Raw genomic sequence first — 24,265 nt, 5'->3', positions numbered from 1 at the left:
GCCCGGTTTAACCTCGGCTAGCGAATGAAATAGTAGATCAGCACCAGCGCGCCAAGCACGACGATGGCGACATAAGCGCGCGCCAGCCCTGATTGCAGAAAGCGCAACAGGCCGCCGATGATTCGCGCGAAGGTGCCCGCGCCATTCACCACGCCGTCAATGAATTCTTGATCGATGATGCGCCATAGCACATTGGTCGAGCCGACCTTGATCGGCTGGACGACGGCGGCGTCATAGGCTTCGTCAACGTAGTACTTGTTCTCCAGCAATCGCGGCGGCTGCCACAGCGGTTTGCGCTTGAACCAAACCCAGCCGATGGCGAGGCCGGCACACGCAATAGCCACTGAGATAGCCGTCAGCCTCCATTCGAGTCCGTAACTCTCGGTCGTCGGCGCAGACTCAGGCGACTCGACGCTGCTGCGTTTTTCTTCTCCGGACATTTGACCGCCGGCGTGCGCAGGACCGAGGTGTGCGATTGAGGGTTCGAGGAAGCGCTCGAAATGGTTCCGCGTCAAGCCGAAGGACAGGCCTTCCGGGACGCCAAGAAAGCCCGCGAGGACTGCGCCGATGGCGAGCACGATGAGCGGCAGCGTCATCACCAGGGGCGATTCGCGCGGCGGGCCGCCGTGGTGTTCATGCTCTTCTGGACCAACGCGCGGCGGTGTGACCGCCTGGTGCGATTCGTCGGGGTGCGCGTGCTTGTGCGCCTCTTCGTGTGCGGTTGGGATTCGTTCTTTGCCAAGGAACGTAACGACCATCAAGCGTGTCATATAGATCGCCGTCATCAGCGCCGTGATTGCGCCGACAGCCCAGAGGACTTTAGCCCACACGGGCGGAATCCCCGCCGACGTGAAGGTGCGATAGAGGATTTCGTCTTTACTGAAGAAGCCCGACAGCAAGGGGAAGCCTGAAATCGCTAACCAGCCGGCTGCCATCGTCCAGAAGGTGATGGGCATATATTTTTTCAAACCGCCCATGCGCCGCATATCCTGTTCGTGATGCACGCCGAGAATCACCGAGCCTGAGCCGAGGAACAACAATGCCTTGAAGAAAGCATGGGTGAAGACGTGAAAGATGCCCGCGGTAAACGCGCCGACGCCACAGGCCAGGAACATATAACCGAGTTGCGAGATCGTCGAATAGGCCAGCACCTTCTTGATGTCCCACTGCCCCAGGCCGATGGTCGCCGCAAAGAGCGCCGTCGCCGCGCCAACCAGCGCGACGATAAACATCGCCGTCGGCGCGTGCGTGTAGATCGAGCTGGCGCGCGATACCATGTAGACGCCTGCCGTCACCATCGTCGCCGCATGGATCAGGGCTGAGACCGGCGTCGGGCCGGCCATCGCGTCAGGCAGCCAGACAAAAAGCGGAATCTGCGCGCTCTTGCCGGTCGCGCCGACGAACATCAAGACCGCGATTGTTGTCACGCCGCCGGCGAAGATCGAGGCGGCAGTGAAGGGATCGGCTGCCGGCAGATGCATCGCCCAGTCGAAAGCTCCCTGGATGCCGCGCGCCGGGTCGCTGAAATAGAAGATCGAGCCGGAGTGCCAGAACAACAACATCAAGCCGATGGCGAAGCCGAAGTCGCCAATGCGGTTGACGACGAAGGCTTTCTTGGCCGCATCATTGGCATAGCCTTCGTTGAAGTAGTAGCCGATGAGCAGGTATGAGCAAAGCCCGACGCCTTCCCACCCGACGAACATCAGCAGGAAGTTATCCGCCAGCACCAGCGTCAGCATCGAGAACATAAACAGGTTCAGGTAGGCGAAGAATCGCCAGTAGCCCGAATCGCCGCGCATGTAGCCGGTGGCGAAGACGTGAATCCAGAAAGCCACGAAGGTGACAAAGAGGATGTAAATCGCCGACAGCGAATCGAGCAGCAGCGCGAAATCGGCGCGGAAACTGCCGACCTGAATCCAGGTGAAGAGATAATCGAATACTTTGGCGCCGCCTTGCAGCTCGACGCGATGCTTGAAAAAGACATAGAAAGAGATCACCGCGGAGATGGCGACCGTCGAGCAGGCAATCAAGCCGATCAAGCGCTCGCTCATCCGCTTGCCGAAAAGGCCAAGAATCGCTGCGCCCGCGAGCGGCGCGAGGATGATGGCGGCGAGTAATGATTCGGTATGGGCTCCGTTCATTCAGGTTCCTTATGACCGGCGACGATTGGCGGACATCCAGCGTCAGTCGCCGGTCTAGAATTTCAGCGTGTCCGCTTCATCAACATTGAGCGATTCGCGGTTGCGGAAGATCGAGATAATAATGGCCAGGCCGACGGCGGCTTCGGCGGCAGCGACCGTCATGACGATGAAGACGAATAGCTGGCCGCCAATGTCGCCGAAATAGCTCGACATCGCCACCAGCGACAGGTTGACAGCGTTCAACATCAGCTCGATGCACAAGAAGATGGTGATGGCGTTGCGCTTGATGAAGACGCCGACCGCGCCAATCGTGAACAGCAAGGATGAAAGTCCTAAGTACCACCAGAGCGGAATCATCAATTCTCCCAACTTATGTGGCGCAAGCTGTTCGCTTGCGCAGTGATTCGCGCAAGCGAACAGCTTGCGCCACATAACACTTAATCGCCTTCGCGCCGCGCCAGCACCATCGCGCCGACGACCGCCATGAGGATCAACACCGAGGTCACTTCAAACGGCAACAGGTACTGCGTGAACAGGCTGTAGCCGACGCTATAGGTCGTGCCGACGGCGCGATCCGTCGTGTCTATGGCGAAGGCCGGCGTAATGTTTTTATTGGCCAGCGTCTTCAGCACATAAAAAGCTTCGGCAATCATCGCGCCGGCAAAGGGGATGGCCAGATAGCCGAGCGCTTTATGCTTCTCGACGACCGGCTGCGACTTCGGCACGTTCAACAGCATGATGACGAAGATGAACAGAACCATGATCGCGCCTGCATAAACGACGATCTGAATGGCGGCGATGAACTGCGCATGCAGGGTCATGTAGAGCGCCGACAGCGACGCCAGTGTGCCGATCAATGACAGGGCGCTGTAGAGCGGATTGCGCTGGAAGATGACGTTGAGCGCGGTGCCGATGGCCAAGACCGCGAGGACGATGAATAGAACTTTTTCCATATCGCTGTGTCAGCCCCTTCGGGCCGAGCTACGGGTTATGCGGCGGCCAGAGCAACACCACCGTCGCCGTGATGATGACGTTGATGATCGAGGCCGGCAGCAGGAACTTCCAGCCGAAGCGCATCAACTGGTCATAGCGGAAACGCGGCAGCGTGAAGCGTATCCACATCGCCAGGACGATCAGCGCCAGCACCTTCATCGCGAAGTAGACGAGGCCGAGCCAGGGGTAAAAGTTTACCTTCGGCCCGATGTAACCGCCGAAAAACAGCGTCACCGCAATCGAAGAAGCGGTAATCAGGTTGATGTATTCCGCCATCTGGAACATCACGAACTTCATGGACGAATATTCGGTATGGTAGCCGGCGACCAGCTCCGATTCGGCTTCAGGAAGATCGAATGGCGTGCGGTTGCACTCGGCGAGCGAGGCGATGTAGAAAACGATAAAGACCAGAAACAGCGGCGGCTTGAAAAAGTTCCAGCCCAGTAGGCCGAACCTGCCGCTCTGCTGGCCGACGATGGCCGACAGGTCGAGCGTCCCCGTATACAACAGGACGCTGACAATCGAGATGCCAAGGGCCAGCTCATAGCTGATCATCTGGGCGCTGGAACGCAACCCGCCCATCAGCGAATACTTGTTGTTCGAAGCCCAGCCCGCCAATACCAGCCCGTAGACGCCGAGCGAGGTCAGCGCGAAGATGTAAAGCAGGCCGATGTTCATCGAGGTGACGCGCAGTGCGACGTCGCGGTTGATGAAGGGGACATGAACGACGCCGCCGTAGGGAATGACGATAAAGGTCATCAGCGAAGGGATCAGCGAGATGGCCGGCGCGGCGACGTAGAGCCAGCGATTGGCCTCGGTCGGGATGATGTCTTCCTTGAAGATCATCTTGACGCCGTCGGCCAGGGGTTGCAGCAGGCCCCAGGGGCCGACGCGGTTCGGGCCGATGCGCAGTTGAATCCAGCTCATCACCTTGCGTTCGAGAAAAGTCAGGTAGGCGACGGCGGTGACCAGAACGAAAAGAATGATCGCGGTTTTGATTACCCACTCAAGAAGCACGTCTGTAGTCATAAGCAGACCAGTTCAAGCAACGGATGGAGGTGACGCGAGCGCCGGCTCAACGATTCCATTCGAGAATGCCCTTGCGCCAGATGTAGACCAGGCCGACAAACAAGACGACCATGAAAAGCATCATCTCGCCATAGAAGACCCACTTCAAGGCGGCGTTGTCTCTAAGCACGTTGGGGAAAACGACGGCCCACGGCACCAGGAAGATGGCTTCGATGTCGAACAGCAGGAAGATCATCGCCACGAGGTAGAACTTCACCGATTGGCGTTCGCGCGCCGTGCCCACCGGCTCGACGCCGCATTCGTAGGGCGCTAGCTTTTCAGGGGTCGGGCGATTCTTGCCCAACAGGCGCGAAATGATGATCAGTACGGCAGCCATGCCGACTGCCAGCACCAGCACGATGAGAACCGGAACGTAGTTTGTCATTGCGGTCAGCGTGTGTCGCGAATGTGTGACGGCTCGCGGCGGCGTCTCACAGGGAAAAATTCACCGCTCATCAAGACTTTGCATCTTATCGCCTGGCGAAATTGAGTGTCAAGCAAGCGCATGGCGGCGGCGCTTGAAAAACTCTTGTCGCCGCCCTTTGGCTCAACTAATATCGCAGGCAAGCAGCCCCTTAAACCCCAAAGTCTACAGAGCCGAGCGGTCAGACGCAAATGACGTTGATCTGCGAATACTGCCAGAGTCCTTGTAAAACGGGCCTGCTGAAATGCCCGAATTGCAGCGCGCCCTTGGGGGCGACGACCGCGCCCGGCGTGGACTATCGCCACTGCCCATACTGCCGGCGGACGCTGCTGGCGCTGGCCAGTCCGGCCTGTAACTATTGCGGGCGGCGCTTGCCCGAAGATTACATCAAGGCGCGCGAGGCCGACCTGCACCGCCTCACGGAACTGGATAACCACGCGCCCGACCCACAACTCTCCGCCAAGCTGGACACGATCCTGCGCCGGACGACGCGCCGGGATAACCGCGACTCATCGCTCGCCGACCTGTTCAGCATCGGCGACCCGACCGACATCTTCTCCTAATCGCAGACCGAAAGATGATTGAGCTGAGCGATTGGCGGTCTTCAAAGTCCGCGCCTTCGGCCTGTGATTATCCTGCGGTTGCACAAAGCAGGAATATTGAAAGTCCCTGCCGGGAGACGATGATTAACGTCTCCCGGCAGGGACTTATTGCTCGACGATGCATCTCTAGTGAATGCTACTGTCGCGCCTGGCCGACGAAGCGCATGGGGTTCAAGGGCTGATCGTTCTCGCGAATCTCGTAATGAACGTGCGGGCCTGTCGAACGCCCGGTGCTGCCGGCGTGGCCGATTTGATCGCCGCGCTTGACGCGCTGGCCTTGCTCGACCGTCACGCGCGACATATGGCCGTAGCGCGTCGTGATCCCATTGCTGTGAAAAAGAATGACCAGGTTGCCATAGCCCGCATACGGCCCGGCGTGAACGACCAGCCCGTCGGCTGTCGCCGCCACCGGCGTGCCGTAATCAACGGCGATGTCGAGGCCCTGGTGCGATTCGTGGCCTTCGCCGCTGAAGGGGTTATGTCGCATGCCAAAGCCGTCCGTGATGTAGCCGTTCACCGGCAAGCCATTCGGCACCGACGCCAGACGCAGCATATCGGATTTCATGCGGTCATTGATTGTGCGCAGCTCGCGCTCTAACTGGTCGGCGGCATGATCGAGCGCCGGCACGGCTTCAGGACCGCCTGTGCCGACGATGTTGTCAACGTCGGGGGTATGATCGATCTTCGCCTGCCGCGCCATCTCCTTTGACATGTCGCTGACGTAATCGATCTGTCCCTTCAGCCTCGCATAAGAGTTTTGGTAGGCGTCATTCGCCTCTTTGAGCTTCTGATTCTCAGCCTTAAGCGAGAGGTTTTTGATGTTGAGCGACTCAGTTTGCGCCAGACGTACCATGCCGTAGCCGGTCATCAGCGCCAGCGCGATGGCGACACTGCCGGCCCCATAAAGTAGATTGTGATGAAAACTGATCTGGCGAACTTTCGACGACGAGCTGGGCACGACTAACAAGGTATAACGTGAATTGTCTTTCGACATTAAGCATCTCCTTGGCGCTTAATCAGAGTATGGGGTTGTTGCCAATGCCCCACAGCAACACCCGGAACTACCTTTTTTTCCCAACTACCTAAGGATCGTGAGGGGGTAAAACATACTCAAGCAAGACGGCAGGCTATCACACGGCGACGCCGGAAGGCAATCGTCGCGGGTCATTACGATACAGAACAAGAAATTCGCAAGAAATGGCGAGCGAGGCGTTTTACGCGCCGCCCACCCTTCCGACAGGGGATGTCGGGCAGGCTAGCGGGCGGCGCGGCGCTTGAATCATCAAACCGGCTCGGCGTTGCGCGGGAACATAATCTTGAAGACGACATACCCGACCAGCGCCAACGCGGCGACCACCAGCACGAGAAAGATCAACTTGAGGGCGACGCCGATGACGGCCAGGACGATCTTCATCACGGCGACGCCGATGACGAAAACCACCAGCCCGACGATGAATCTGAGAATTGCGGTCATAGCTTGACTCCTTTCAACGCAAATGCGCGGGGCGGTTCGTGCATCATATTCACCCCGCGGCTGTGGCTAGCGCGTCAGTCGACGCGCGCGCTTGCCTGTGTCTGACGAGCGCCGCTCGCCTGAATCGTGATGTTGCGAAACGATGTGCGCAGGACGATGTTCGGCCCATCGCCATTGGCGCCGACAATTGAATCGCGGCCACGCGAATCTAACTCCGCGAAGCCGACGGGCCGCACCTCGCCATTCTGGCTCACGGCATCGAGCATGAACTGACTCGACTGTGGCAGGACAATCTTGATCTCGCCGTGACTGTTCTGCACATCGATATCTTCGGCGGGCGGCTTGGCGGCGGTCAGCATCACCGTTCCATAACTGGTTTCTACATGAACGCCCTCATAAAAATCCTTCACCGTCACTTCGCCGTGTGATGTTTGGATGGCGACTTCGCCGCGCGCGTCTTCAACGCTGACGTTGCTCTTGTCGGCCTTCACCTCGACGGTGCCGGTGACGCTGACGAGTTGGATGGAGCTATTCGAAGAGCCTATTCTGAGATCGCCATTGATCGTCTGGGCGCGCACGTCAGAGAAGGGCGCTTCGATGATCAGCCCCACTGCCCGCGTGACCTCGACCTTGCCATGCTCAGTCTTTAATTCTGTGTCGCCGCTCAAGCCCTGGGCGCGGATGTTGCAGAACGGCGCATTGATGTGTGCCGGGCCACTGATGTTAGTCAATTCGACGGCGTCCGAATTGCGCGCCGCCAACTCGACCTCCCCATTGATATTGACCAGATGGACACCCTTAGCGCCGTTGATAACGATGTCGCCGTTGATATTCGTGGCGCTGGCGTTGGCGTAGCTCAGGTCACACTTAACATTGCCGCCAATCTGATTCAGATCGGCCTGCCCATGACTCGTCCTGACCTGCACGTTGTTTTGAAGATTGTTGACGGCGACCGCGCCATAGCTATTATTGGCGATCAAGGCGGCAGACGCCGGCAAGTCGATCTGAATGTCTGTGGTGAAGTTCTCGTTGACTTCGCCGCGCGTCGTCGTAATGAGCAAGCCGTCCGCCGTTCGACTGATCGTCAGGCTGACCTGATCGGCAATCCGCCGCGCCTCGTCGGCGCTCCAGCCGCGGACTCGCTTGGTCAACGTCGCGCGGACGCTGGCCGCCCCGCCGTTGACTTTGATATTGCCATAGCTGTTGGCGATGGTGACCCTCATGCCTTGCGTGAACTCGCGGCTTTCGACCGCGGCATCGGTGAAGTCGAAGCTCTGGCCAGCGACTGAATCACGCAGGCTGTCGAAAAAGCGAGGCAACTGAAGCGCGGAAATCACCGCCGGGTGATTCGCCAGTCGGCCCGCCAGCACGCCACTAACGATAATTAGCGCGACGACGATAATCCGTCCCGCGGTCAATAGTCGTGGCGGCGGGCCATAGGATTGACGATGCGAATAGAATCGAACGAGCTCGATGCCTGCGAAGATCAGCAGCAGCAACACCCAGTAGCGCCCGTAGAGCGCCGCCGCGTTGAGGTCGGAATGGAAGCGGCTGGCGAAAAACAGGGCGCCGATGATAATCAGCAGCATGCCGCCGACCGGCGAGCGCGGTTTGCGCTCGACTGCAAACCCCATGACGCGGATGACCCCGGCACAGATCAGCAAGGTGGGCCACAAACGCATGAGCCAGCCGCGCACGCCGAGGCCGGCGGGCGCCAACAACACCAGCAAGCCGACGCTGACCAGCAGCAGGCCGAGCAGCAGTGTGCCCTTTCGGTTGTTGCGCGTGGTCGCCACGGCGGGCCTACCTCCGGTCGCCGGAGCGCGCCATCTGCCGGACGTTGCTGTGGGGCGAATCATCAAAGGCGCCGGGAACCAGCGGATAAGGCGGGCGTGAATAATCTGGCGATTGCGCTTCGACGCGCGAGCGTTTGAAATACCGGGTTAACAGATAGCCACCGAGGATGATTAATCCTACTGGCAAAAGTCGCCCTGGGTTGATGAAGGCGAAGGGTTGGAGAAGGCGCAGGACCGATAGCGCGCCTAGCACGATAAAGCCGATCCCAAGGGCGGGCGCGTTCTTTGCAAGTTTCTGCTTGAAGCGAGCTTCGTCAGCTTCGGCGCTCTCGCCTTCCCCGAGGCGTACAGCGGTGCGGTAGGCATCCATCATCGAATAGATGTAAACCACCACGCCGGCAAGCGCAAAGAGTCCGGGTAGAATTTGCAGCTTGGGTAAATTAAAAAGGAAAACAATGCTGACGAAGTGGACGACGGCCTTGAGGTTCTGGCGGTTGTAGACGGCCCCCATCCCCGGTATCAAAGCGCATAGCGCGGCGACCCGCGCGCGCGCTTTCGAGCGCCCCTGTTGGTAACGCTGCTGCGACAAGCCCTCTATGCCCCTGACAATACAATCCTGGCAATAGGGGAAGCCTTTGATGCGGTGATCGCAAGCCGGGCAGAGGCCGCGTTGGCAATGGCTGCATTGGACCCGCGCCGCGCTTTGTGTGTGATATGCACAATACATGATGATTACTCTTCGATGCTTGAATTGCTCTTTCTCAATGGCTTAAACGATTCGCAGTGCGTTAGGGTTCGGCGAATCGCGACGAGCGGGCCGGGGCAAACAAAAAGCCGCCTCAGTCTTTCTGTGGCGGCAGCGGCTTCTCAGCTTCTTTCGAATGATTCGCCGATTCCTTGCCCGGCTTTTCACCGCCGAGGCCATCCCAGATTTCGTCCAATCCCATGCCGACGCGCTCAATGCGTGCCGCCAGCGTCTCCTTCTGCGCATAGATGTCGGTGCTGCGACTGTAAAGCTGCGCCATCTTATTCTGCGCTTGACGGTAGATGCCAGTCACCGTGCGGTCGTCGGAGAAGCCAAACAGCAAGAACATGAACGAAGCGGCGGCAATCGTCGCGGCGGTCGCTACGGACCAGCGCGGCGCTGTGGTGGCGCGCGGCAATAGGCGCGATGCCCAGGCGCTGGCTTTCATGGCGAAGCGAGGCTTGCGGGCCAGCGCGCCGACCTCGCTGATGGCCACCAGTTGATCATAAAGCGGCGCGGGCATTTCGACTTCTTCGTAGATATGCACCGAATGGCAGGCGGCGACCGCGAAAACGACTTCGGTGAGCAGGTCGGAGCAGAGGCCGCAACCCGCGGCGTGCTCTTCGAATCGGTGATAGGTCGCCGCCGGCACGTAGCCATCAAGAAACTCGGTGATGATCTCTGCGAATGCCGCGCAATCAAAGACGCGGTGTTCCTGAGCAATCGTCAGCAGCGAAGTTTCAAGCAACATCGGCACGTCAACCGGATCATCACCAACGCACTGGCTAACCGCCGCCCTGACCTCGTCCATCAGAGCGCGGCAAGCGCGACATTGCAACGCATGCTCGCCGAAGCGCGCACTCTCGCTGCCGGCCAGCTGACCGTCGAGGTAATTACTCAGTTGTTCCTCGAATTGACTGCACTGCATATAACACATTCAGGGGCTTGTTCCTGTCCTTCCGACACCACAGCTATCCGTCTGCCACAAGCGGGCAGCGGGCGCCGAGTGAATTCATAACGTATTGCGCGGCCACTGAGCGTCGGCGCGGGCCACGTCCACCGGGCCCGCGCGCGACTGGCCGTGTTATTCCGGCTGCACCTTCATGCGACGAAGGACTTTTGCCAACTCGATGCGGCCCCGGTTGATACGGCTCTTGACCGTGCCTTCCGGTATTCGCAACAGGTCAACGATCTCCTGGTACGTCAACTCTTCAATGTCACGCAGAATGACGCACTCTCGCAGGTCCGGCGACAACTTGTTGATCGCGCCGAGCACTTGCAGCCGGCGCTCCTGCCGTTCGAGCGAGCGCTGCGGGCTGTCGCTGGCCGAAGGCAGATGATACTCATGATCGGCCAGGTCATCGCTCGAATCCGTCGGCGTCCTCTGGCGTTTACGATAATCGTCAATAATCAGATTGCGCGCCAGCCGCATCAGCCAGTTCGACAGGTCGCCGAGCGAGGCGTCATACTGCGTCAGCGAGCGATAAACACGAATGAAGACTTCCTGTGTCAAGTCCTCCGCCGCGCTGTGACTCGAGGTGAAGCGATAGGCGAGATTATAGATGCGCCGCGAATACTGGCGCACGATCTCGGCCCATGCATGCTGGTCACCCTGGAGACAACGCTGAGCCAATTCAGCATCGGTTGCTGTCAACGCAAGTATCGCTCCCACCTGTCGCCCTCTCGCAAGCTGTAATCTAGGATGTCCGCCAACTCGCTAAACGAGATGGTGACGAAAAATGTTTCGCCAAAGCCGGTGGCACCACAACCGGTGCCGAAGGGATGCGAGCCGCCCATATTTTGTGCTAGAATGCCCCCTGGCTACAGCCCCTTGCGGCTGGTCGTATCAAGCCTCGACGAATTGGCGGGCCGGCTGGCGCGCCAGCTCTATTGTATCTCACGGAGACCCACGGATAAAGTGAGCGGCAGGTGGAAAACGATCATCAGTCTGGTTGTGGGCGCGCTGTTTGTTTACCTGTTCGCCCGCAATCTTGACTTCGGCGAAGTCTGGATAAAGGTCCGGGCGGCGAACCGCGTGCAGCTCACATTGGCGCTCGCCCTGCTGGTGGGCACTTACTTCGTGCGCGCCTTGCGCTGGAAAACACTGCTCAAGCCGATGGCCCAGCCGCCGCTTAGCGCGCTTTTCCGGGCGACCATGATCGGTTTTTCGGCGCTTTTCCTGATGGGCCGGGCCGCGGAGATGATCATCCGCCCGGCGACGCTTTCGCTGAAGGAGAAGGTTCGACCCTCGGCAAGCTACGCCACCGTTATGATCGAGCGGGTCTTTGACATGGTGATGGTGGTCTTTTTCTTCGCCATCAACCTGGTCTTTTTTGAGTACAACGAGAATGATCACAACGCCGACGCCATGCGAATGTTCGGCTGGATCAAGATCACCGGCGCGTTGCTGTTGGTGGCGGCCATCGCCGGCATCTACGGCCTCTCGGTTTTCCGGCGAAAACGCGAAGGCGCGTTGATGTATCTCGATAAGAAGCTGCGGCGGCTGCCACGCAAGTTCGCCACCGGGTTGATGAGCCTGTTCGAGCACATCTCCGAAGGGCTGGGCGTCCTGCACGACGCGCGCGGGCTGACCATCACTGTCTCGTACACGGTGTTGATCTGGCTGATGGTGGCGGCGGCGCACCTGCTGGTGGTGCGCGCCTTCGGCATCCACTACGGCCAGGTGCCGTTTACGGGCGCGGTCTTTGTGATGGGACTTTCGATGCTTGGCTCGGTCGTGCCGACACCGGGCGGGGCGACGGGGCCTTTTCATATTGCGACGGCGGCGGCGCTGGCGTTTCTGGGAGTTGACCAGGATTCGGCGAAATCCGTGGCGATCATTCTTCACCCGCTGATCTTCGCGCCGGCGACACTGTTCGGAATTTACTACGTCGCCCGCGAGGGCCTATCGTTCGGGCGTTTGAAGCATATTGCCGAAGAAACGGTCGAGCCGCCCAACGCCAATGGCGAGGACACGGCGGCCAAGAAAGCGGCGATTCTAAGCCGCTGAAGCAGTCCCTTTTCGAGCAGGACCTGGCGAGCATATCGAAGCTCGCGAATCTAATGTGGGCGAGTATAACTTATGAAATGTCCATTCTGCGCGCATCTGGAAGATCGGGTTGTGGATTCGCGTGAGAGCCGCGAGGGCGATGTCATCCGCCGCCGCCGTGAATGCTTGAAGTGCGAGCGCCGCTTCACGAGCTATGAGCGCATTGACGAAATCCCTTATATGGTCGTCAAGAAAGACGGCACCCGCGAGCCTTTCGTGCGCGAAAAAGTGCTGGCCGGGGTGATGAAGGCTTGCGAGAAGCGACCCATCCCGATGTCAAAAATCGAAGCGCTGGTTAATGGCATCGAAAAGTACGTTCAGGAATCACGCGAGCGCGAGCGCTCAACCGACAAGATCGGCGAGATGATCATGCGGCGGCTGAAGGAGCTGGACAAAGTGGCTTACGTGCGGTTTGCCTCGGTTTATCTCGATTTCAAGGACGTTTCCGAATTCATGAGCGAGCTGCGCTCGCTGGTGCGCAAGGGCAGCCAGCGGTAGCAAGGGTCGGCAGGGCTTCAAGGCCGGATGGACGCAATTCAATAGCTGCTTGTCACGCTGTCGCCAGCGCCCTACAATCTCAATGCAGGGCGCAGTGGCCCGCGTTTAACCATGTCATCAATACTTGAAAGCGAAGAAGTCACAATTGAACAAAGCGAAGAGCAGGTGAAGCTGCCGGATTCACTTCCGGTGCTGCCTTTGCGCGATATCGTCATCTTCCCCTACATGATCGTGCCGCTGTTCGTGCAGCGCGAGCGCTCGATCCGCGCCGTGGATCAGGCGCTGGCCGAAAACCGCATGATCATGCTCGTCGCACAACGCGACCTTGAAAAAGAAGAACCGGTCGGCACGGACCTGTATAACCACGGCACGGCGGCGGCCATCATGCGGATGCTGAAGATGCCGGATGGCCGCATTCGCATCCTGGTGCAGGGCCTGTCGCGCGCCCGCGTCGCGCGCTTTGATGAGAATCAGCCGGCGCTCATCGCTCACATCGAGCCGCTCACAGACTCCGAGCCGGATGCCGACGAGCTGGAGCTTGAAGCGTTGATTCGCAATGTCCGCGCCTCGCTCGAACGCGCCATCACGCTCGGCAAGAACATCTCTTCCGAAGTCATGGCGATTGTCGCCAACCTCGAAGACCCTGGCCGCCTGGCGGACGTCGCCGCCTCGAACCTCGAACTGAAGGTTTCCGACGCGCAATCGGTTCTCGAAAAGCTCAACCCCGCCGACCGCCTGCGCCGCGTCAACGAGCTGCTTGCCCGCGAGATCAATGTCCTGCTCGTTCAACAGGAAATCAACACGCAGGCCAAGGGCGAGATTGATCGCACGCAGCGCGAGTTCTACTTGCGCCAGCAGCTTAAGGCGATTCAGGCCGAGCTAGGCGAAGGCAACGAGCTGGCCGAAGAGATTCAGATGTACCGCGACAAGATGATCCTCGCGGAGATGCCTGAAGCCGTCGAAGAAGAGGTCGAGCGCCAGATCAAGAAACTGGAGCGCATGCACCCGGACGCCGCGGAAGCGGCGACCCTGCGCAATTATCTCGACGTCATGGTGAGCCTGCCGTGGTCGAAGGCGTCAGAAGAAAACCTCGACCTGAAGCGCGCCCAGATCATTCTTGACGAAGACCACTATGGGCTCGAGAAGGTCAAAGAGCGGATCATTGAAGCGCTCGCCGTGCGCAAGCTCAAGGACAAAGTCCGCGGCCCGATCCTTTGCCTGGTTGGCCCGCCCGGCGTCGGCAAGACCAGCCTCGGCCGCTCAATCGCTCGCGCCTTGAATCGCAAGTTTCAACGCCTGTCGCTCGGCGGCCTGCACGACGAGGCCGAGATTCGCGGCCACCGGCGCACTTACATCGGCGCGATGCCCGGCCGCATCGTCCAGGCGATTCAGCAGGCCGGCACCAACAACCCTCTCATCATGCTCGACGAGATTGATAAGGTCGGCGCTGACTTTCGCGGCGACCCATCGTCGGCGTTGCTGGAAGTCCTCGACCCCGAGCAGAATTTTTCGTTCCGCGATAACTACCTTGGTGTGCCGTTCGATCTTTCGAATGTCATGTTCATGACGACGGCGAACGTGCTGGACACGATTCAGCCCGCGCTGCGCGACCGCATGGAAGTCATTCGACTGGCGGGCTACACAGAGGAAGAGAAGACCGAGATCGCCCGCCGCCACATCATCCCCAAGCAGATGGAAGCGCACGGCATCACTGCGCGTCACGTGAAGTTCAGCCGCGTCGCCTTGAAGGCCATCATTCTGCAATACACCCACGAATCGGGCTTGCGGCAGTTCGAGCGCGAGATCGCACAGATCAGCCGCAAAGTCGCTCGCCGGGTTGCCGAGGGCGAAGACTCGCAGGTTCGCGTCACCCAGGAAAATGTGCAGGACTTTCTTGGCGTGCCGCACGTTCACCCCGACGAGGTGCTGAAGAAGGACCAGGTCGGCGTGTCGACGGGGCTCGCCTGGACGCCTGCGGGCGGCGATGTGTTATTCATCGAGGCGTTGACGACAACCGGCAAAGGCGCGTTGCTGCTGACCGGCCAGTTGGGCGACGTCATGAAAGAGTCGGCGCAAGCGGCCTTCTCGTGGTCGAAAGCGCGCGCCGATGACCTGGGCATCGATGTGGATAAGTTCAGTAAGGTGGACGTTCACATCCACGTCCCGGAAGGCGCCATTCCCAAAGATGGCCCCTCGGCAGGCGTGACGCTTGCCACGGCGATGGTTTCGGCCCTTTCGGGTCGCGCCGTCAAACGCTCGGTCGCCATGACCGGCGAGATCACTTTGCGCGGCAATGTGCTGCCAGTCGGCGGCATCAAGGAGAAGGTGCTGGCCGCCCGCCGCGCTCGCGTCAATACGATCATCTTGCCGCAGCAGAATCGCCGCGACCTTGAAGAGATTCCCAAGGAGCTGCTTAAGGAAATCGAATTCCAGTTCGTCGAATCTATACGCCAGGTGCTACGCATCGCGCTGGTCTAGCCTGTAGCCCTTAGTCCTTTGTCCGCGGTCAGTTGTCACATCAAACGCCGATCCCCAAAGGCGCGCCGACCGCGGGACAAAGGGCGCGGGCAAATTCTTTCAATTTTCTTGCGGTACGGGCTAATCGTTGACTCGGCTATTTTTGGCGTGTTATAACCACCCCACTTAGCAGGACTGTTCCAATTGAATGGACGCATCGCGGTTTTCAGCCCTCAGGGTTCGCTGAGCCCAAACGAACCAGGAAAATCGTGTGATGAGCCGCTGAGAAAATAATAAATTCGGAAGGGGATCGTAAGGATGAGGCTAGCAGTTTCCGCGAGTCGAAACCTTGTTTTTATCATGATGTTTGTTCTGCTCGCTGGAGCCGTCATACCGGTTTACGGGCAGGGTCAGCCGCGAACGGCTGCTTCATCAGACATCTCGCAATCGATCATTGATCGAGCCGAAGAAGCCTTTAAGCGCGGCGAAGAAGCGCAGCAGAAGGGCCTGCCCGACATCGCCCGCAGGTTTTTCGATCAGGCCGTAGACACCGTGCTCAGTTCCGGCGTCGACCTCAGGACGAACGCCAAACTCGATACCTATTACCGCCAGCTCCTCGAACGCATTCATAAATACGAAGCGCAGCCCAACGACCGCCACGAATTAGAAGACCGCCCGGAAGTCGTAGAGCCGTCTTTGCTTGACGAGCTGTCGGACATCAAAGAGACCGACCTGGCGATGACCACGCCGGATGGCATCAAGATTTTCGGCAAGTACGATTTTGAGTTTGCCGTCGCGCCGCCGGTCTTTCAGTTCATCAACTTCTTCGTCGCCGGGCGCGGCCATTCGACGATGGAAGTCGGCCTGCAACGCTCAGGGCGCTACCGGCAGATGGTCGAAAAGATTTTCAAAGAAGAGCGGGTGCCGCAAGATTTGATCTGGCTGGCGCAGGCCGAATCGGTCTGGAAGCCGAACGCGCTGTCGCGCGCCGCCGCCAAAGGCATCTGGCAATTCATTCCTTCGACCGGCACGCGCTATGGCCTGGCGCAGACCGCCTGGATAGACGAGCGCTCACAGCCTGAGAAAGCGACGCGCGCCGCGGCCCGCTACCTGCGCTGGCTGCACGACCACTTCGCCGGCGACTGGCTGCTGGCGATGGCGGCTTACAATTCGGGCGAAAACCGCGTTGATTCAGCGGTGGCGCGCTGCGGCTATGCCGACTTCTGGGAGCTGTACAAGCGCAACCTGTTGCCGAACGAGACCCGCAATTATGTGCCGATCATTCTGGCGATCACCATCATCAGCAAGAACCAGAAGCGCTATGGCTTCAACGTCCAGCCCGACCCGGCGATGAATTTTGACACCTTCGAGCTGCCGGCGCAGACCGACCTGAAGGTTGTCGCCGACCTGATCGGCGTGCCGTACGATTCGATTCAAAACCTGAATCCTGAATTGCGCCGTGGCGTTTCGCCGCCGGGCGCAGGGTATTCGATTCGCTTGCCGAAAGGCACCCGGAAACAGTTCGAGGTCGCCTACGCCGAGCTGCCCGAAGAGCAGCGGGTCCGCAAGATTCAGGTGCCCGCCGAAGAGTTGGCCGAACGCTACCGCCCGGTTTATCGCACGCAGATGGCGAGCTACACGGTGCGGCGCGGCGACACAATGGCTTCGGTGGCGCGGCGCTACGGCGTCTCTGTGAAAGAGATCGCGCGGATGAATCGCATGTCGGCGCGCGGCGAATTGCGCAAAGGACAGACGGTGCGCATCCCGCAGACCGTCAAGGTGACGCGTGACCGGCATGGCCGCAAGGTGATGGTGCGTGCCGAACGGGGTCGCCATGTCCGTGGCCGCGAAGTGCGCGCCAGCCGCTCGCGTCACGGCAGCCGCCACACCGCCTCGCGTGGCCGCTCGTCCTCGCATAGTTCGAGAGGCCACCGCCGCCGCTAAAAGCGTTCAACCAATACCGCAAAAGGAGCCGGCGGCTGACAAAGCCGCCGGCTCCTTTTTTTGCTCTCGCGGGACAAGCCGGAGATCAAAGGATGTCAGACTTGTTGTGTGAGAATGTCGGGGTTGTGAGTTATACTCCGTAGGCTTGTCGGGCAGGCGACTCCAGAAGGGCCAGCCGTGAGGCGCTCAAAAAATGCCTGATCGCCTGACAATGATTCGGAAGGGAGGGATCGTATGAGCGCAATCAATCCGTATCGGGTGACCAATCGCAACCCGGCTAAGAAAGAGGCTGCGGTCATCTTCGCCCACGGCTTCACCGGCGGGGGCGTCAGCACCTGGGATGGCTTCGAGCCCCTGTTGGAAACCGACGAACAGCTCGGCGGCCATGACTTTTTCTTCTGGACTTATCCCACCGAACTTAAGTTGAGGTATGCGATCACCAAGTATTTCTGGGAAGACGACCCCAACATTGAGACAATCGGCAAGGGCTTACGGACTCTCCTGAACACCTACGCAAACGACTACGAAAGAATTATTCTCGTCGGTCATAGCATGGGCGGGCTGGTCATCCAGGGCTTCATACTCGAAGAGCTTGTCAACCGTGCGCGTACCCACCTGGACCGGATCACCGAGGTCATCCTCTATGGCACGCCGAGCGGCGGATTGAAGAAGGCGGGGTGGGGCGGTTTCCTGAAGAACCAGATCGCGGATATGGACGACCTGGGGCCTTTCATCCAGAAGCTTCGGAACGGCTGGACTCAACTGGTGGATGACCAGCGGTCCGACCCGAAGCGGTTGGCGCAGTTCCGGCTCACCCTGGTCGCCGGGATGAAGGACCAGTTCGTGCCGCAGGAGAGCTCGCTTGACCCCTTCCCCTTCGATGAGCATGAGCTCGCTCCGGGGAATCACGTCGAAGTGGTCAAGCCCGTGGTCGTCGGAGATTTTCCCTTCCGGATTCTTAAGAAACGCCTGCTCCGGCCCGGCCTCACCGCCGTCGAGCGGGCGCTGATTAACGGCGAGAGCGAGGAGGCCATCAGGGAAGTCCGACGCGTGCAGGCGGCGGCGGAACTGGCGGACGTAGACGGCCTCCTTGATATGGCAACGAAGCGCTCAGGCAGCCAATCGCCCATGCCTATCGCCGATAAAGTGTTGGGGCTTGCGCTGCTCGACAACGAGCAGTACAGGCAGGCGGCAGACCTGCTCACACAGTATGTGGAATTCCAAATGCCCGACAGCGGATCGCGTCCCTTTGCCTCAGACGCGCAGGCTATCCAGCAACTCGCCATCGCCCTGTCGGGCGCCGGCGACATTGCCGGGGCGGTGACGCGGCTGAAGCAATTAGACCCGCAAGTGCAAGATGACCCCGAGACTCAAGGAATCCTCGCCGGGCGGTTCAAGCGGCAATGGCTGAAGAGCCGGAGCGCGACCACGCTCGGCTGGAAGGTTTATGACCTGTATAACCGGGCCTACCAATCCGCGAAGCAAGCGGGCGACTCCGATCAGGCGTACTACAACGGCATCAACGCCGCTTACATGAGCTTCGCGCTCGGCGGGGATGAACATAAGGGGCTGGCAAACGAAGTGCTACAGATATGTGGTGAGTTGGCGAAGCCCGGCTACTGGTCAGAGGCGACCAGGGCAGAAGCGCACCTGTTGCTCGGCCAGTACGCGGAGGCTGACAAGGCTTACGACAGCGCGACGCGCCACGACCATCAAGCCAGGCACAGGAGCACGACAGGGCAGCAGGCCCTCGACATCGTCAGGCGACAAGATAACCCGCCCGACTCTGCGGTCATCGTCAAGAGGTTTCGTGATATCAAACCGGACTATCCGGCGGCCAGCAATTCTGACAGCTAGACGGCGTCAGCGGGCGCCCCGGATTAACGCGTCACTGCGAGGGAACAGCTTATGACACTGCCGCTCTGCTTTGTCCTCATGCCTTTCGGCAAGAAGCCCGACGCCATGGGCAACCTGATCGACTTCGACGCGGTTTACCACCAGCTGATTGGTCCGGCCATCGCCCAGGCGGGGCTCGATCCGCTGCGCGCTGACGAGGAGATGACGGGCGGGATCATTCACAAGCCGATGTACGAGCGCCTGATCCTCTGCGAGTATGCCGTCGCAGACCTGACCACGGCGAACGCGAACGTCTTTTATGAGCTCGGCCTGCGCCATGCCGTCCGCCCCTGGAGCACTGTCTTGTTATTCGCCGAGGGGGGCCGACTGCCGTTCGACGTGGCGCCCCTGCGCGCGATGCCCTACCGCCTGACCGCCGAAGGCACGCCGACCGACGTCGAGGCCACAATGGCCGCGCTGGTTTCGCGGCTGACCGAGGCCCACAGGGCCGCGCAAGAGAATCCCGCTATCGATAGCCCGGTTTTTCAACTCATCGAAGGCTATCCCGAAATTGACCACACCAAAACCGATGTCTTCCGCGACCGCGCTCGCTACTCGGCGGAGACCAAGGCGAAGCTCGCCGAAGCCCGCCCGCGCGGGCCCGAAGCGCTGCGCGCCCTGGCAAAGGATCTCGGCGAAATCAGAAACCTCGAATCGGGAGTGATTATTGACCTGTTCCTCTCTTACCGTGACGTGAAAGCGTGGCAAGACATGGTGGACCTGGTGAATGAGATGCCGCGCCCGCTCGCTGCGACCGTCATGGTGCAGGAGCAGCTCGCCTTCGCGCTCAACCGGCTGGGGCGGAGCGAGGAGGCCGAGCGGACCCTCACCGATCTGCTCGAACGCCGCGGCCCCAGCACCGAAACTCTGGGGCTACTCGGACGCGTCTACAAAGATCGTTGGGAGAAGGCGGTCAAGCAAGAGGATAAGTATCGCGCGCCCGGCGAGCTGAACAAAGCTATTGGCGCCTACCTCCGCGGCTTCGAGGCCGACTGGCGCGATGCCTATCCCGGAATCAATGCGGCGACCTTGATGGAAATCAAGGAGCCGCCCGACCCTCGCCGCGACGCCATCATCCCTGTGGTGGCCTATGCCGTCGAGCGCCGCATCGCCTCTGGCAAGGCGGATTATTGGGACTACGCGACGATGCTCGAATTGGCCGTACTCGCGAAGAACGAGGAGAAGGCCGTTGACGCCCTGGGGGCCGCCCTCGCCTCCGTGCGCACGCCCTGGGAGCCGGAGACCACGGCGCGTAACCTGCGCCTCATCCGCAAAGCGCGAGAAGCCCGCGGCGAGGACGTGGCCTGGCTCTTGGAGATCGAGCAGGCATTAGAAGCCCAGAGTAAAGCCTAGAGCCGTTTCAAATGTGTTTGCCATGTAGCGCAATCTGTTAGCTTGCGCAGCAACTCGCGCAAGCTAACAGATTGCGCTACATCCAAAATCCCTTTGAATACCCCAGTGAAACGGAAGCCGGCTGCGCCCATCAGCAGTCGGCTCCTTTTTTCGCCAGTCTGATTGAACGGCAATGCCATTGGGCCAATCGGCAGTTGTTGGCTATAATGAAGTTTACGCAGTGAGGAGATCATCCGGCACGCCAACTCAGACAAGACGTTCGATCAGCGACGCGGCGCGTGCCTGCTTGCATACAAAATATGGTAGAGGAAAAACTTGAAGTCATCCCGCTCGGCGGCGTCGGCTTCTTCGGTATGAATATGATGGCCCTGCGCTGCGGCGGCGAAGCCATCATCCTTGACGCAGGCATGGGCTTCCCCGACGAAGAGCTGCCCGGCGTAGACATTGTCATCCCAGACTTCTCATTCATTGACGAATACCGCGACGAAATCACCGCCATCATTCTCACACACGGCCACGAAGACCACATTGGCGCGGTGCCATTTCTACTCAGGGAAGTAGACGTGCCGGTCTACGGCACGCACTTCACGCTGGCGCTGCTTGAAAACAAGCTCATCGAGCATGGGCTTGCCGATACGACGATCCTCCATGCCGTCGAGCCGCGCCAGAGCGTCGACCTCGGCAAATTCAATGTCGAATGGATTCACGTGACCCACAGCCTGACCGCTTGCACGGCGGTCGCGATTACCACGCCGGTCGGCGTCGTCATTCATTCGGGTGATTTCAAAGTTGACGACACGCCGGTCATCGGGCCGCCGATGGATTTGCGGCGGCTCACGGAGTATGGCGATCAGGGCGTGCTCGCCTTGCTTGCCGATTCGACCAACGCCGAACGCCCGGGGCGCACGCAGTCCGAGCGCGCCGTCATCCCGGCCTTTGAAAACATTTTTGACCAGGCAGACGGGCGCATCATCGTCAGTTGCTTCACGACATCGCTGCACCGCATCCAGATCGTCGTTGATATGGCGCGAGACGCCGGGCGACAGATTGCGCTGCTCGGGCGCAGCATGTTGCGCAACATCGAAACGGCGGACAGCCTGCGGCAGCTCGATCTGCCGGACGGCATTTTCTTGACGCCGGCGCAAGCGCGGCAGATGGATGATGATCGTTTGGTGTTGCTGGTGGCCGGGTGTCAAGGCGACCCGATGTCCGCGATGACTCGGCTGGCCACCGACCAGCACAAAAACCTATCGGTTGCCGAAGGCGACACGGTCGTGTTGTCGGCCCGCATCATTCCCGGCAACGAGCGCGCCATTTCGCGGCTGATCTCACATTGCTACAAGCGCGGCGCGCGGGTCATCGATAGCTCGCTGGCGCGCATACACTGCTCGGGGCATGGCAGCCAGGAGGATTTGCAAATTCTTATTGAAGCGGTGCGCCCGCATTTTCTGGTGCCGATCCACGGCGAATATCGGCAGCTTTATCGCCACCGCGAATGGGCGGCGACGCTCGGCGTGGTCGAGCCTGAAAACATCATCATCTTTGAGAATGGTGACGTGTTGGAATTCGGTGAAGGGAGCGCCGAGATTACCGCCAAAGAGTTCGTCGGGCGGACGTTCATTGACGGCGCTTACGGGGAAGTCGAAGACATCGTTATACGCGACCGCAAGCACCTGTCTTATGACGGCATCGTCGTCCCCATCGTGGCGATCAATCCGACCTCAGGCGAGCTTGAAACCGACCCGGAGATCGTCACCCGCGGCTTCATCCATGAAGAAGATTCGGCGGACTTGCTCGGCGAGCTGAAGCGCATTGTTGTAGAGACCGTCAATACCGCGAGCCACGAAGAGCGCATCGATTACGCTGTCATCAAAGAGAAGGTTCGCGTCAACCTGAAGCGTTTCATTCAGAAAGGCACGGGCCGCCGCCCGATGATTATCCCCGTCGTCGTCGAAGTCTAGCCTGTCTCCTGTCTTCAAATCGCCTCGACAGGGAAGTGGTCGAGGCGGTTCTGTTTTTCCCAATATTTTAGAAACCCTGACGCGCCATTGCCGCGTGGCGTCTCGCCTTTGACTCGCGCGACCCACGACGGGATGACGTTGCGATGCTCGTCCCAGCAGCTTTGCAGGGCGCGGCTGTCGAGCGCTTCGCAACGGCTTACGAATCGCGCCTGCATGGCTTTGCGCTCGTCATCAAAAAGCGATTTCAGCCGGACGTAATCTTTGATCGTCGCGCGATGCAATTGCTCGTGCCGCCAGAAGAGGCTTTCTTCATCGAAGCCTTCGCCGGCTTGCGGCCCGCTTGCCATCGGCTCGCGGCCAAGTCGCACAGGCTTGTAAACACTCAGGCAGGGCGATGAGGTGCCGGTCAGCCAGTGGATTGAATCCTCCGGGCTCAAGCGGCTGACCATCGAGCCGGTCGTTTGTCCGGCTTGCCGGGTCGGCCACCACGAAGAATGCGCGCACGGCATTTCCATGCGCCAGCCGCTTGCCGGGACCAGGCCCGCGTGGTCGCTCAATGCCGCAAACAAATCGCCGAGCGCCAGCTTAGAGTCCTTCTTTTTGAGCAGGGCAAGTGTGCAGGCGGCGCGCACCGCGCCCCCGCTCATGCGGCTGTAAAACGGGTCGCCGTAGCAGCGCGCGAAATCAAAGTCCTCTGGTGATCGACACCAGCCCTGTGACTTCGCAAAGCTATAGGCTGTGTCACTCAAAAGGTCGAACTGCTTGCCAATCGACAGGGCATTCGAGATGGTTCTAAGACCGCGAACGCGCTCGGCGGCCCAGTGCGGGCCAGCCGTTTCCAGCACCCAGGCCTCGGCAGGATCGGCGATGAGGAACGAGTTATGATAGCGAAACTTTCGATTGCGATAACCGCCGCCGCCGCCCTGCCCATGCTCGGCAATTAAGCCTGTGATGGTGTCGAGCGCCGCGCGCGCCGTCGCCGAGCGTTCGAGCGCCAGTCGTAATAAATCCATCCCGGTCAGACCGACCTTTGCATAAGGCAGTTTCGTAAAGACCGCCTCATTGCCGATGGCGAGGCCGTGCTCGTTTGCGCCCATCTCAGCGCCCCACATCCAGAACGGTCGGCTGATAACGATCTCATGGGTTCGCAACACCTGAGGGATTTCCAGGTAGGTGCATTGCAGCCGGGCGCTCTTTTGACTGAGTGCCGGCAGATGCTCGACGAGTTGCGCTTCGCCCGGCTCGCGGTCGCTGTTCTTCGCAAACCATAGCGCGCCGTCGGCAGTGTATTCCGGAGAGGCGACAAGCGTGTCACACATAGAAAGAGACGAGTGATGTGGCGTGTCTGAAAATATAGCTCCGTAGGAGCGTGATGTTTATAGTCACGATGCTCTTAAAGATGCAAGCTCCGTAGGAGCGGCATATGGACATTGCGCCCCTTGTATCTTGAAAAAGTCAGCCTCGGCTGACGACAATCTATCCAAGGACGCTTGGATAGTCGGGCAAGCTGAGTTTGCTACGCCCCTAAGGCCGCGAGCCTGTCCCGTAGACCAGACCGCTTGCCCCAACTCGTTGCTTCAGGTCGGACGGTATCTTAGGCCCAGCTCGGCTGGCAGCCTGCATTCACAAGGTTGACCGCAACGAATTCCTTCGCGGAGGTGCGCTCATGCAATCAGCAACGCTCGGCATCGACATCGCCAAAGCGAGTTGACCAAGCCGCTATTGATCACTGGCTTTGCTCCGCGCCTCCCACTCGTCGCGGTAGACCACTGAAGTACGCCGATGCCGCCATCCGCTGTTGTCTGCTCCTGCGCCAAGTCTTTCATCTCCCTCTGCGCCAGACGCAAGGCCTTGCTTCCTCCCT

At 59.8% G+C, this 24,265-nt stretch carries 22 protein-coding genes; 9 read left to right on the top strand and 13 right to left on the bottom strand.

Translation table 11 applies throughout. The features are described from left to right. Positions 1 to 17: 17 nt before the first annotated feature. From nuoL to ndhC, 5 genes are all read right to left on the bottom strand, one after another. The gene (gene nuoL, locus VJ464_29475; protein ID HKQ09290.1) at positions 18 to 2,141 is read right to left on the bottom strand and encodes an NADH-quinone oxidoreductase subunit L; all 2,124 of its coding nucleotides are present in this window, start codon (positions 2,139 to 2,141) and stop codon (positions 18 to 20) included. Positions 2,142 to 2,195: 54 nt separating this feature from the next. After that, the gene (nuoK, locus tag VJ464_29470; GenBank protein ID HKQ09289.1) at positions 2,196 to 2,498 is read right to left on the bottom strand and encodes an NADH-quinone oxidoreductase subunit NuoK; all 303 of its coding nucleotides are present in this window, start codon (positions 2,496 to 2,498) and stop codon (positions 2,196 to 2,198) included. Between the two features lie 80 nt (positions 2,499 to 2,578). Continuing rightward, a complete protein-coding gene (locus VJ464_29465) occupies positions 2,579 to 3,094 on the bottom strand; it encodes an NADH-quinone oxidoreductase subunit J (protein ID HKQ09288.1) in 516 nt (171 codons plus the stop codon). A gap of 28 nt (positions 3,095 to 3,122) precedes the next feature. Next, entirely contained in the window at positions 3,123 to 4,163 is a 1,041-nt protein-coding gene (gene nuoH, locus VJ464_29460; GenBank protein ID HKQ09287.1) for an NADH-quinone oxidoreductase subunit NuoH, read from the bottom strand. A 46-nt stretch (positions 4,164 to 4,209) separates the two neighbouring features. After that, entirely contained in the window at positions 4,210 to 4,587 is a 378-nt protein-coding gene (gene ndhC, locus VJ464_29455) for an NADH-quinone oxidoreductase subunit A (protein HKQ09286.1), read from the bottom strand. A 305-nt stretch (positions 4,588 to 4,892) separates the two neighbouring features. Between ndhC and VJ464_29450 the strand changes: the two genes are divergently transcribed. Next, the gene (locus VJ464_29450) at positions 4,893 to 5,189 is read left to right on the top strand and encodes a hypothetical protein (GenBank protein HKQ09285.1); all 297 of its coding nucleotides are present in this window, start codon (positions 4,893 to 4,895) and stop codon (positions 5,187 to 5,189) included. A gap of 175 nt (positions 5,190 to 5,364) precedes the next feature. Here VJ464_29450 and VJ464_29445 read toward each other — a convergent pair whose 3' ends face one another. The 6 genes from VJ464_29445 to VJ464_29420 all read right to left on the bottom strand — a co-directional run bounded on the left by VJ464_29445 (position 5,365) and on the right by VJ464_29420 (position 10,897). Further along, positions 5,365 to 6,222 (bottom strand): M23 family metallopeptidase, encoded by an 858-nt coding sequence (locus VJ464_29445; GenBank protein ID HKQ09284.1) that lies wholly within the window; start codon positions 6,220 to 6,222, stop codon positions 5,365 to 5,367. A gap of 288 nt (positions 6,223 to 6,510) precedes the next feature. Then, positions 6,511 to 6,702, bottom strand: a complete 192-nt coding sequence (locus VJ464_29440; protein ID HKQ09283.1) for a hypothetical protein — start codon at positions 6,700 to 6,702, stop codon at positions 6,511 to 6,513. A 74-nt stretch (positions 6,703 to 6,776) separates the two neighbouring features. Further along, on the bottom strand, positions 6,777 to 8,498 hold the full coding sequence (locus tag VJ464_29435) for a DUF4097 family beta strand repeat-containing protein (GenBank protein ID HKQ09282.1): 1,722 nt from the start codon (positions 8,496 to 8,498) through the stop codon (positions 6,777 to 6,779). Positions 8,499 to 8,505: 7 nt separating this feature from the next. Beyond that, positions 8,506 to 9,009 carry a hypothetical protein gene (locus VJ464_29430; protein HKQ09281.1) on the bottom strand — a complete coding sequence of 168 codons (504 nt, stop codon included), beginning with the start codon at positions 9,007 to 9,009 and terminating at the stop codon, positions 8,506 to 8,508. 328 nt (positions 9,010 to 9,337) lie between these two features. Continuing rightward, on the bottom strand, positions 9,338 to 10,171 hold the full coding sequence (locus VJ464_29425; GenBank protein HKQ09280.1) for a zf-HC2 domain-containing protein: 834 nt from the start codon (positions 10,169 to 10,171) through the stop codon (positions 9,338 to 9,340). A 156-nt stretch (positions 10,172 to 10,327) separates the two neighbouring features. Continuing rightward, positions 10,328 to 10,897 (bottom strand): sigma-70 family RNA polymerase sigma factor, encoded by a 570-nt coding sequence (locus tag VJ464_29420; protein HKQ09279.1) that lies wholly within the window; start codon positions 10,895 to 10,897, stop codon positions 10,328 to 10,330. A 156-nt stretch (positions 10,898 to 11,053) separates the two neighbouring features. Between VJ464_29420 and VJ464_29415 the strand changes: the two genes are divergently transcribed. The 6 genes from VJ464_29415 to VJ464_29390 all read left to right on the top strand — a co-directional run bounded on the left by VJ464_29415 (position 11,054) and on the right by VJ464_29390 (position 20,440). Further along, the gene (locus VJ464_29415) at positions 11,054 to 12,253 is read left to right on the top strand and encodes a lysylphosphatidylglycerol synthase transmembrane domain-containing protein (GenBank protein HKQ09278.1); all 1,200 of its coding nucleotides are present in this window, start codon (positions 11,054 to 11,056) and stop codon (positions 12,251 to 12,253) included. Between the two features lie 72 nt (positions 12,254 to 12,325). Beyond that, the gene (gene nrdR, locus VJ464_29410; protein ID HKQ09277.1) at positions 12,326 to 12,790 is read left to right on the top strand and encodes a transcriptional regulator NrdR; all 465 of its coding nucleotides are present in this window, start codon (positions 12,326 to 12,328) and stop codon (positions 12,788 to 12,790) included. Positions 12,791 to 12,901: 111 nt separating this feature from the next. Next, positions 12,902 to 15,268, top strand: coding sequence for an endopeptidase La (lon, locus tag VJ464_29405; protein ID HKQ09276.1), 2,367 nt, complete (start codon positions 12,902 to 12,904; stop codon positions 15,266 to 15,268). A 339-nt stretch (positions 15,269 to 15,607) separates the two neighbouring features. Beyond that, complete coding sequence (locus tag VJ464_29400; protein ID HKQ09275.1) at positions 15,608 to 17,191, top strand: transglycosylase SLT domain-containing protein; 1,584 nt, start codon at positions 15,608 to 15,610, stop codon at positions 17,189 to 17,191. A gap of 234 nt (positions 17,192 to 17,425) precedes the next feature. Then, positions 17,426 to 19,048: a tetratricopeptide repeat-containing protein gene (locus VJ464_29395; protein ID HKQ09274.1), complete on the top strand. Its 1,623-nt coding sequence runs from the start codon at positions 17,426 to 17,428 to the stop codon at positions 19,046 to 19,048. A 51-nt stretch (positions 19,049 to 19,099) separates the two neighbouring features. Then, complete coding sequence (locus VJ464_29390) at positions 19,100 to 20,440, top strand: TRAFs-binding domain-containing protein (GenBank protein ID HKQ09273.1); 1,341 nt, start codon at positions 19,100 to 19,102, stop codon at positions 20,438 to 20,440. Here the strand turns inward: VJ464_29390 and VJ464_29385 are convergent. Continuing rightward, positions 20,437 to 20,673, bottom strand: coding sequence for a hypothetical protein (locus VJ464_29385; GenBank protein ID HKQ09272.1), 237 nt, complete (start codon positions 20,671 to 20,673; stop codon positions 20,437 to 20,439). The genes VJ464_29390 and VJ464_29385 overlap by 4 nt on opposite strands. Before the next feature lie 66 nt (positions 20,674 to 20,739). Between VJ464_29385 and VJ464_29380 the strand changes: the two genes are divergently transcribed. Then, positions 20,740 to 22,401 carry a ribonuclease J gene (locus VJ464_29380; GenBank protein HKQ09271.1) on the top strand — a complete coding sequence of 554 codons (1,662 nt, stop codon included), beginning with the start codon at positions 20,740 to 20,742 and terminating at the stop codon, positions 22,399 to 22,401. Positions 22,402 to 22,415: 14 nt separating this feature from the next. Here the strand turns inward: VJ464_29380 and VJ464_29375 are convergent, their stop codons facing one another. Then, the gene (locus VJ464_29375; GenBank protein ID HKQ09270.1) at positions 22,416 to 23,720 is read right to left on the bottom strand and encodes a C69 family dipeptidase; all 1,305 of its coding nucleotides are present in this window, start codon (positions 23,718 to 23,720) and stop codon (positions 22,416 to 22,418) included. A gap of 339 nt (positions 23,721 to 24,059) precedes the next feature. Here VJ464_29375 and VJ464_29370 point away from each other — a divergent pair. Continuing rightward, positions 24,060 to 24,265 (top strand): transposase (locus VJ464_29370; protein HKQ09269.1); only part of this gene is annotated, 206 nt, incomplete at its 3' end.

This window comes from Blastocatellia bacterium (genome assembly GCA_035275065.1).
Classification (GTDB): domain Bacteria; phylum Acidobacteriota; class Blastocatellia; order UBA7656; family UBA7656; genus DATENM01.
Note: the sequence above shows the minus strand (reverse complement) of the source record. Positions and strands in the feature narration are given on the sequence as shown.